7 protein-coding genes are annotated in these 10,000 nt (G+C 46.1%); 6 read left to right on the top strand and 1 reads right to left on the bottom strand.

Going from position 1 to position 10,000, the window contains the following annotated elements:
- The first annotated feature begins 116 nt into the window (after positions 1-116).
- From LDL35_RS01315 to LDL35_RS01290, 6 genes are all read left to right on the top strand, one after another.
- Positions 117-815, top strand: a complete 699-nt coding sequence (locus tag LDL35_RS01315; protein ID WP_304018715.1) for a DUF1538 domain-containing protein — start codon at positions 117-119, stop codon at positions 813-815.
- On the top strand, positions 812-1,552 hold the full coding sequence (locus LDL35_RS01310) for a DUF1538 domain-containing protein (RefSeq protein ID WP_304018714.1): 741 nt from the start codon (positions 812-814) through the stop codon (positions 1,550-1,552). Before LDL35_RS01315 ends, LDL35_RS01310 begins: the two co-directional genes overlap by 4 nt.
- Entirely contained in the window at positions 1,542-1,889 is a 348-nt protein-coding gene (locus LDL35_RS01305) for a P-II family nitrogen regulator (RefSeq protein ID WP_304018713.1), read from the top strand. The genes LDL35_RS01310 and LDL35_RS01305 overlap by 11 nt, the downstream gene beginning before the upstream one ends.
- A gap of 194 nt (positions 1,890-2,083) precedes the next feature.
- A complete protein-coding gene (locus LDL35_RS01300; RefSeq protein WP_304018712.1) occupies positions 2,084-4,627 on the top strand; it encodes a calcium-translocating P-type ATPase, PMCA-type in 2,544 nt (847 codons plus the stop codon).
- Between the two features lie 30 nt (positions 4,628-4,657).
- Positions 4,658-5,662, top strand: a complete 1,005-nt coding sequence (locus LDL35_RS01295) for a cation diffusion facilitator family transporter (RefSeq protein ID WP_304018710.1) — start codon at positions 4,658-4,660, stop codon at positions 5,660-5,662.
- A 378-nt stretch (positions 5,663-6,040) separates the two neighbouring features.
- Complete coding sequence (locus LDL35_RS01290) at positions 6,041-8,266, top strand: DPP IV N-terminal domain-containing protein (protein ID WP_304018708.1); 2,226 nt, start codon at positions 6,041-6,043, stop codon at positions 8,264-8,266.
- Positions 8,267-8,313: 47 nt separating this feature from the next.
- Here the strand turns inward: LDL35_RS01290 and LDL35_RS01285 are convergent.
- Positions 8,314-10,000, bottom strand: a 1,687-nt coding sequence (locus LDL35_RS01285; protein ID WP_304018706.1) for a methyl-accepting chemotaxis protein, incomplete at its 5' end; no start/stop codon positions are given.

The raw sequence follows: 10,000 nt of genomic DNA, 5'->3' as shown, positions 1-10,000 counted from the left end.
GTTCACTGACAAAAAGAAAAACGGACGGGAAGATAACGATACATTATTAAGATGAAATATCGTTGTACTCTTCAGGAAACCTGAATCCAAGGAAATTTTAAAAATCCTCGAAAAATATGTTATCTGACTTTAAATCCCAGCTACGAGAGATTTCTCAGGCAATAATCCCCATCATTCTGGTGATAGGAATCATTCATACCTTATTCATACCTGATTTTACTCTCTCACATGCAGTGCTGTTTATCATGGGAAGCATCATGGTTATTGTTGGGATTGCCCTTTTTCTTGTTGGAGTAAATATCGGTCTGATTCCCATTGGAAATGCCATCGGATCTGATATTCCCCGCTCAGGATCTGTTCCGCTCATTATCATGACTGCTTTCCTCTTTGGATTTTTGGCAACAATCGCTGAACCGGATGTCAGAGTATTATCTGACATGATACAGACCATTTCTGAAGATAGTATAGACAGACTTCATTTGATCATGGTTATCTCCATTGGAGTTGGCTTTTTTGTCGCGGTATCCATTATGAGAATCATCTACAATGTACCCCTGACATACCTCTTCACCGGCGGCTATCTCCTGGTTTTACTGCTCTTATGTATTGCTCCCCCTGGGTATGCTCCGATTGCATTTGACGCCGGCGGGGTCACAACCGGGCCGATAACAGTGCCCTTTATACTATCGCTGGGGATTGGTGTCACCTCGATTCTTGGAGGCCGTTCTGCGATATCTGATGGATTTGGTCTTATCGGACTTGCATCAATCGGTCCGATACTCGGAGTTCTTCTAATGGGGATATTTGCATCATGATATACCTTCCTATTGCTGATAACATAGATCACGTCATTGTGGACGTCATCCAGGCGTTATCGCCCCTGGTCCTGTTCTTTCTCATCATGCAGGTCCTCTCACTTAAACTCCCGAAAAATTATGTCATCAACCTCTTCAAAGGGCTGTTTATAACCCTCATCGGTATGGTCCTGTTTTTCCAGGGTATTAAGATTGCCTTTTTACCCGCCGGTCAGAGAATTGGTGAGTTTTGTGGAACTATCGAGCAGACCTGGATCCTTATCCCGTTCGGATTTATGCTGGGTTTTTTAACCACCTATGCCGAACCTGCGGTTCGTGTCCTCTGCTTTCAGGTTGAGACCTCATCAAATGGCTATATTAAGGGATCTCTTATCCTCTATGCACTCTCGTTCGGGGTTGCAATATCTGTAAGCCTTGGTATGATGAGGATATTATATGGTTTTCCTTTCCTCCCCTTTATCACCGGGGGGTATATTTTGGTTCTTATCCTGCTTCGTCTGTCGGACTCCGATTTTATAGGGATCGCATTTGACTCTGGTGGTGTTGCAACCGGTCCGATGGCGGTAACGTTCCTCATGGCATTTGCAGTCGGAGTAGCTGATTCCATAGGGGGGAGAGATCCGTTTCTGGATGGATTTGGAATGATCTCATTTATTGCTCTCACTCCGATCCTTATGTTGTTAATTGTAGGTATTATCTTTCAGAGAAAAAAGAAGGAGATGTATCATGATTCATGAAGGCTGTAAAAATCTTATTGTAACAATTGTAAAAAAGGGATGGTCTGAGAAGGTAATCCAGGCATCACGGGAGGCCGGTGCATCCGGTGGAACCGTTCTTATGGGCCGGGGGACTGGAATTCATGAGACTCAGTCGGTCTTTGGTCTTCCTATCGAACCGGAAAAGGAGATCATCTTCACGGTGGTGGAAGTGGATCAGACTGATGCGATTCTTTCAGCCATTGAAAAGGCAGCAGAACTCGGCAGTCCGGGGATGGGCATTGCATTTGTGATAAACCTTGAAAAAATAGCCGGCAGGGTTCATATGACATGTGGTCTTTCTGATAAGCAGGCCTAAAAAGAGTATGACTTTTCAGGAGATATTCAACTTTCATGGAAAGAGTGATTGCACGAGACCAGGGGATGAAGGCTTTTATACTATCGCACATTCCCGGTTTTTAATGGTGATTATAATACCAATTCAGATATGATGGATCTCCAGGTATCTGCCACAATTTTCAAATTATCAGAAGACATGAGTATGGTATCACCATGATCCCAACTCAGGACCTGGCACGTTTTGGAACTGATGGATTATCTTCAGAAACGGTATTGGAATCCAGAAAACAGTATGGGAAGAACGAATTAACCCCTCCGAAGCGGATACCGGTCTGGAAACAATATCTGGAAAAATATCAGGATCCGATCATCCGCATTCTGCTTGTAGCAGTCGTTCTTTCTGCTTTCGTTGCACTATTGGAGGGTGAAAGCCTCATAGATACCATCGGGATTGCTCTTGCAGTCATCCTTGCAACAACCATTGCATTCCTGACCGAGTTCAGGAGTAACCGTGAGTTTGATGCATTAAATGCCATGCGTGAGGATACCAGGGTAAAAGTTATCAGAGATGGCAGTCCTGGCACTATTCCGATGCGGGATGTCGTTGTTGGTGACCTTGTTCTTCTTGAAGCAGGAGATATTGTGCCGGCCGACGGATATCTCCTGACGGCATCAGATACTGAAGCTGATGAGTCTGCTTTTACCGGAGAGAGTGAATCGGTAAAGAAATTTGTTCAGGATTCTGTCCTCAAAGGGTCCTACATTACCAATGGCAGGGCAACCATGATTGCTGCAGCCGTTGGTGACCGGACAAAAATGGGGCAGATAGCATCGTCACTTACAGAAGGGACACGGCCTGAAACCCCGCTCCAGATGAAACTTAAGGGCCTTGCACATCTTATCAGCAGATTCGGGTACATCATGGCCGGACTCATCATCAGCGTTGTTTTGATCCAGGATTTTGTCATTGGAGTTCCTCCAGAGACTCCGATTGAGATCTTCAGCGTGATTTTGCATGCCTGTATGTTTGCCGTCGTCATCATTGTGGTATCCGTTCCGGAAGGCCTCCCGGTGAGTGTTACCGTATCACTTGCTCTGACCATGAGGAAGATGACCCGGGCTAAAAGTCTGGTCAGACGGCTCATTGCCTGTGAGACAGTCGGTTCGGTGACGGTCATATGTACTGATAAAACCGGGACCCTTACCATGAACCAGATGGAGGTTGCTGCATCATCTGTTGAGGTGCCTGAAATCTCTACCGGTCTGCCGACAACACCGTCTGAATGGATCACTCTCAATGCTGCGGTGAACAGCACGGCTGAACTGGAGATACTTGAGGATCGGTTGATCACCGTTGGAAACTCAACAGAAGCAGCCCTTCTCAGATGGTTGTACCGGACCGGGATTCGTTATACCGACATCCGGCACACATGGCCTTCCATCTCCCAGGATTTTTTCAACTCCAAGAAGAAACAGATGTCAACCATTGTTGAATACAGCTCAAAACGATATGTCCTGGTGAAAGGAGCACCTGAGGTTGTCGCAGCCCGGTGCAGTCCGGCTCCAGATCTCTCAAAACTTCATACCCTTGCACAGCGAGCCATGAGAACCCTGGCTTTTGCTCATGGAGAACTAAAACCGGATGGTGAGGAACCTTCAATCCTCATCTGGGACGGGTATGTGGGAATTCGTGATGAAGTCAGGCCTGATGTTCCGGAGGCAGTAAAAACCTGTACTGATGCCGGTATCAAAGTGAAGATGGTTACCGGTGACAGCCCTGAGACCGCAACGGCAATCGCCCGTGAAACCGGAATTTTCAAGGGTGGAACGGTCATGACCGGACCTGAGTTTCGCAAGTTGTCAGATGAAAAGCGACGCGATATCGTCTCTGATCTCCAGGTTCTTGCCAGGTCCGAGCCTCATGACAAACTTCTCCTGGTCAAAGCCCTGCAGGCAAACGGGGAAGTCGTGGCAGTTACCGGTGATGGAACCAATGATGCTCCGGCCCTTCGGAATGCCGATGTGGGACTTGCCATGGGGATTGCGGGGACTGAGGTTGCGAGAGAGGCGAGTGATATCATTCTCCTCGATGATTCATTCCCGACGATAGAACGTGCCGTCTGGTGGGGGCGGGCTCTCTATGAAAACATCCAGCGGTTTTTAATCTTCCAGCTCACCATCAACATCTCTGCCGCAATTCTGACATTCATCTCTCCGCTCCTTGGATTTCCTCCGCCGTTTACCATCATCCAGTTACTCTGGATTAATATCATCATGGACTCACTGGCTGCCCTTGCACTCTGTTCCGAGGCTCCCCATCCTGCTCTTATGAACCGAAAACCCATACCAAAAGCCGCTTCGGTTATCACTCCCTACATGAAACAGGCGATCCTGATAACGGCTGCCATATATATTGTAGTCGGGATTGCCTGTATGATAACCGGTATTATGTTCATGGAGACCCCAGAGCAGCAGGCAACCGCGTTCTTTGCCGGTTTTGTCATCGCCCAGGTCTGGAACGGGTTTAACTGTCGTGGGATTAATGGGATCATGCCCCCGCTGTTCAGAGGGAACCCGGTATTTTATGCAATAATGGGACTAATTGTCGGAATTCAGATCCTTATCGTCCAGTACGGAGGAGAGATATTTGATACCGTTCCCTTAACTCCCCTGCAATGGATGGTCATCGGAATCGGGACGATGCCGGTCCTTCTTATCTGGCCCTTCCTTCGGTACTATCACCAGAGGGGATCATAACCAATTTTATTCTGAGGGTCAATCCCGGAGTTGAAGAGTTATCTCTGTGGGAGTACTTTTTTTCCCTTTATCGCTCACAAGTACCCGCACATGGTCCATATTCAGTCAGAAGAAGAGATTCAATCTTCGGATATTCGCATACAGAGACTGAAAGAGCGGGTTATTTTCAAAAGTCTCATTATTGATACTATATTCTGGATCCCCTCCCTGATTCTTGCAGCTCTGTCAGGCTCGGTAACATTATCCACCGAAGCCATCAAGAAAGGGAATGAGATCCTCTCAACCTTTTTTTCCTGGTTAGCCCTGAAAAAGATGTCAGAAGGAGGAGCTCATGCGTACGATTATGGCATGGGAAAATTTGAGAATATGACCGGTATCGTGACCGGCATCGTCATGATCCTCTCACTGGTGCTGGTTTTCGGGCTTACTGTCCTAAAGCTCCTCAATCCTCACATGCTCCATGAAGAGGTTACCATCGTTGCAATGATCGTCATGTTCACCGGTATCTGTGTCAGTACCATTCTCTGGAGGGAGAAGGTTCACATTGCTAAGATGGAGTATTCACCGGTTATTGAAGCTCAGATTACTCTCTTTAAGACAAAAGCGATCACGGAATTCGTGGTTCTTGCGGCACTCTTACTGGTATTAGTTATTGAGGATAATCCATGGGAAGATTATATTGACCCTTTTGCATCATTCATCGTCATCGGTTTATTTCTCCTCTCCGGATACCGGACCATATCATCCTCACTTCCTGACCTGCTGGACAAGACCATCGAAGAGGAACTGCAACTGGTGGTAGTCAGGTCCCTCGCAGACTTCTTTGATGAGTATGAGGCCTTTCATGGTGTCAGATCAAGAAAGTGCGGGAATGATATCTTTATTGAACTCTTCCTTGAGTTTGACGGAAACAGGCTGATGGATGATGTCCAGAAGACTATCTATACCATAAAAGAGTCACTGGAGAAGGAGATCCCCAGAAGTTCGGTTACGATAATGCCATGTACCGGTAAATTTGGAGGGAAAAAGCAGTAAATTCTGTGTAATAGAAAGAATTGAGGAATGACCAGAATGAGAGAACATCTCCTCATCCTGAAAATTCTGTCTCTATCACTCCTTCGTATTCTTTGATCGGCGTAGATTCCTTAATCATCCATACCGTCTGGATCTTGGGCTCTCATCAGAGAATCCATATACCCCCTCATAAAACATCTTGTGGACTGGTTTTTCATTCTCCGGCATCATATGAGAACCAGTGCCAAAATCCCTTTTGTAATCCTGTATGGGGTGTGACAGATATTCTGTTTCAGTCATTTATTTACCTTATAATCTCCTTCCTTTTTTATGGCATTTCGATCACAATACCTCCTCCTTTTTATATTAATTGTCACTGCTCTCCTCATTATACCGGTCATGGCGAAAGATACCCACAATCCGGTACCTGAGTATGAAAAACAGATGGCAGAGTTCTTTTATCCAGACAATGCCGTATCTCATATCTATCATGCTACCATCGAACCCCATTGGATTCGATCTGATGCATTCTGGTATGCTGATACCGGCCGTGATATGACACGATTCTTTCTGGTAAATACCTCACAGGGCTCCAGAAAGAAGATTATTGATGCAAACCGGCTTGCAAAAGTCCTGGGATCTGCAACCGGGAAACAAATTTCATCTTCACACCTGCCCATCAATGATATGAAGGTGTCATCAGATGAAAAGACACTGCAATTCACCTCCTTTGGCTCATCATGGACCTGCGATCTGTCATCTTATGCCCTGACAAAGAATGCCCTTCCTGACGAGATAATCTCTGGCATTCCGTCGCCTGATAGCACGAAGATCGCCTATGTCAATGGCTCCAATCTCTGGATGTACACGGTAAGCTCAGGAACTGCCTCTCCCCTGACAACTGATGGAGTTCCTGATTATTTCTATGGAAAGCGATCTGACACGGTCAGGTATCCGGTATCTGAATCACGTCTCAATATGACCCCTGTCCCATACCTGGTCTGGTCCCCGGATTCATCAAAAATTGTAACCTACCGGGTTGATCAACGAAATGTGAGTTCACTCTCGCTTGTACAGGCTGCACCAGGTATTGGAAAGAGGCCGGTGTTATATACCTACAAGTTTGCGACTCCCGGAGATCCGTATGTCTCTCTGTATGAACCGGTTGTCATCGACACATCGGCTCGGAGTGTGACTCCTCTGAAATTCAGGGCACAGCCTGAAGTAAGTCTGATGGACACCGATCAGAATGTTCTGCAGTGGTGGGATAGTACCGGGAATATCACCTACTCGCTCTTTGTGGAACGGGGAGAGAAAATCCTTCGGCTCCTCGCAGGAGATGTCCGGACCGGTGCCGTACGGGAGATACTCAATGAAACCGGTTCTTCGTATATTGAATCCAGCCTTGAATATGCCGGAACTCCCAATATCCATGTCCTTGCGAATGGAGATATCATCTGGTTTTCAGAGCGGGACGGATGGGGACACCTGTACCGGTATGACGCCAATGGAACCCTGAAAAAACAGATCACGAAAGGACCGTGGGTAGTCAGGGAAATTCTAGCTGTTGATGAAAAGAACGGCCACATATATTTTACTGCGAGTGGGAAAGAAGGGGGAAATCCCTATTACCACTACCTTTACCGGGTCCAGACCGATGGAAATGATTTAAGGCTCCTCACCCCTGGTCAGGCGGATCATGCAGTTTCTCTGTCACCAGACCTCACCTGTTTCATTGATGCGTACTCCCGTGCAGATCTTCCAACGGTTACGGTACTCAGATCCATGGATGGAACCCTCCTTATGCATCTTGCAACCGCTGACGATTCCGATCTTCAGAGAAAAGGCTGGGCTCCTGCTGAACGGTTCACCGTAACCGCCCGTGACGGGAAGACTGAACTCTATGGGCTGCTCTTTAAGCCAACGAATTTTGACAGCACAAAGAAGTACCCGATAATTGATGTGGTCTACCCCGGCCCCTATACTATTGTCACACAAACCGCCTATCCTGCATCTCTGACCTGGAACTCAAAGATATACTGGACCTGCCAGATGCTTTCAGAGCTTGGATATATCGTTGTTACTATGGACGGACTTGGAACGGCGTACCGTTCAAAGGAATTCCACGATGTCAGTTACGGGAACCTGAGTGACTGCGGTCTTCCGGATCATATCACAGGACTGAAGCAACTGCAAGCACGGTATCCATGGATGGATCTGAACCGGGTCGGAATCTATGGGAAGTCAGCCGGTGGGTTTATGGCAGCCCAGGCCATGCTCACGTATCCTGAATTTTTCAAAGTCGGGGTCGCTGCATCAGGGGATCATGACTGCAGGTTATATGGTTCATTCTGGGGAGAAAAGTATGAGGGATATCCGGTTACTGACCGGTATCTGGAGCAGGTTACTGCACAAAAGGCATCAAACCTGAAAGGAGATCTTCTTCTTATGACCGGAGATATGGATGATAATGTTCATCCCTCAATGACGATGCAGCTGGCAGATGCCCTTGAATCAGCCGGGAAAACGTATGATCTTATGGTGTTTACCAATAAGAATCATGACCTGAATTATGATCCCTACTATCTGAAGACCATGATGAGATATTTTGTCAATAACCTTTGAGGATAAATTTTTATTGAATAAAAAAAATTTGAAAATGGTCTTCGGGCTTAACCTGTGAGCCGTACCATCGATTTTTGAATTTTAATTGCTGCTTCGGCAAGGATTACCTGCATTTCTGATAATTGTTTTAATGCAGCTGCTGCCTCTTCAGATGCAGCTGATGCTCCAACCGCTTCTTCAGCAGTAGCAATAGATATCTTGCTGACTTCAGATACACTTGCGGTAATCTGTTCCACAGCTGCCGCCTCCTCTTCTGAAAGACTTGCAACTTCACCCATATGCAGGGATATCTCTTGTGTCTGCTCGGCGATTGAACGGAATGAGGTAATCGTTTCATTAATTGCAGCAGAGCCTTTGGAAACCTCTTTAGTTGCAAGGTCCATTGCCTGTACGGCTTTTTCAGACTGACTTTGTAAAGTTGCAATAATATTAGCGATATTTTCTGCTGATCCTTGTGAATCCTGTGCCAGAGTCTTCACTTCATTGGCAACCACTGCAAATCCCATTCCAGCTTCGCCAGCACGTGCAGCTTCTATTGCTGCATTGAGTGCGAGCAGATTAGTCTGATCAGCAATGCCACTGATAATCTCCACGATCTTGCCAATCTCAATCATTTGTTCCCTGATACGTGTGATTATGTCTCCTACATCATTAACAGCGCCATTAATTGCCTGAATCCCTTTTTCAGCGATCGCCGCTTTCTCAACACCCAGAGAGGAAGTAGTATCGGCATCATGACTTAATCTCGCAACCGAATCCACCTTGGCAGCAACCGTTGAGACTGATGTGGAAAGATCTTCCATGGCAGTAAGAACCTGCTGCACTGATCGCTTTGTCAAATCAGCATTTGCCTGGACATTTTCAACATTTTGAGATATTGCATCTGCTCCTGCGGCAAGTTGCTCAACGGTTGCTGCTGATGATTCAGCCGATTGTGACAGATTAGTGACCTGATCTGATATCTCCTGAATAACTGCTTTTAACTCCTGACCAACATGAATACCGATCTGATTCAGTTTTTGTTTTAATGCAAGAAGATCGCCTTTTACTGTCAGCCCTTCATCAAATCGTGCAGTGAAATCTACATTTGCATATCGTTCAGATACCCGGAGGGTTTCATTTAATGGGATGGTAATAGCATCCAGCATATTATTAATCCCTGTAACCAGATCCTGGTAGATCCCGACAAATTGTGATGCATCACCGCGAGAATTTAAATGTCCTTCCTGTGCCTCTCCGATAAGCATGCCCATCTGGTCCAGTAATCCATTTAAAGTCTGGATCATCTGATTTAACGCAGGAGTAATCTCATCTGAAGTATCATGTGGCTCCAGTTTCTGTGCTTTCTCTCCGGATGCAATCATCTGGATGGTCCGGATTACTTTTCCCTGTAGATAATTGGCAAAAGAATCCATTACCCCGGCCATGATCCCTATCTCATCTTTGCGGTTCATTCCCAGTCGTAATCCAAGATGGCCCTTACCCATCTCCTGAATCATATTCACAGCCCTGTTTAAGGGGCCGGTGATTCCTCTGCTGATGAAGATCCCAAGGATAAGAGCAATTACTATTCCGATTATACCGGCAATACTAATCATCAATGAGGCTTGAGTAAATATGGAATCAGACTCTGTTTTTAAATTTTCAGCTGCATTTTTATTTATTTCTTTGAGAGAATCAATTGAGGCACCAATATTTTTTCTGACCTTTTGCATCTCACCAGATGTGAGAGAA

The organism is Methanospirillum hungatei (assembly GCF_020216685.1).
GTDB lineage: Archaea > Halobacteriota > Methanomicrobia > Methanomicrobiales > Methanospirillaceae > Methanospirillum > Methanospirillum hungatei_B.
The sequence above is the reverse complement of the archived record's forward strand: the minus strand, read 5'-3'. Positions and strand labels throughout refer to the sequence as shown.

Excerpts from the sequence above, each read along its gene's own strand:
- LDL35_RS01315 (WP_304018715.1), top strand. The coding sequence starts at position 117 with ATGTTATCTGACTTTAAATCCCAGCTACGAGAGATTTCTCAGGCAATA.
- LDL35_RS01310 (WP_304018714.1), top strand. The coding sequence starts at position 812 with ATGATATACCTTCCTATTGCTGATAACATAGATCACGTCATTGTGGAC.
- LDL35_RS01305 (WP_304018713.1), top strand. The coding sequence starts at position 1,542 with ATGATTCATGAAGGCTGTAAAAATCTTATTGTAACAATTGTAAAAAAG.
- LDL35_RS01300 (WP_304018712.1), top strand. The coding sequence starts at position 2,084 with ATGATCCCAACTCAGGACCTGGCACGTTTTGGAACTGATGGATTATCT.
- LDL35_RS01290 (WP_304018708.1), top strand. The coding sequence starts at position 6,041 with ATGGCGAAAGATACCCACAATCCGGTACCTGAGTATGAAAAACAGATG.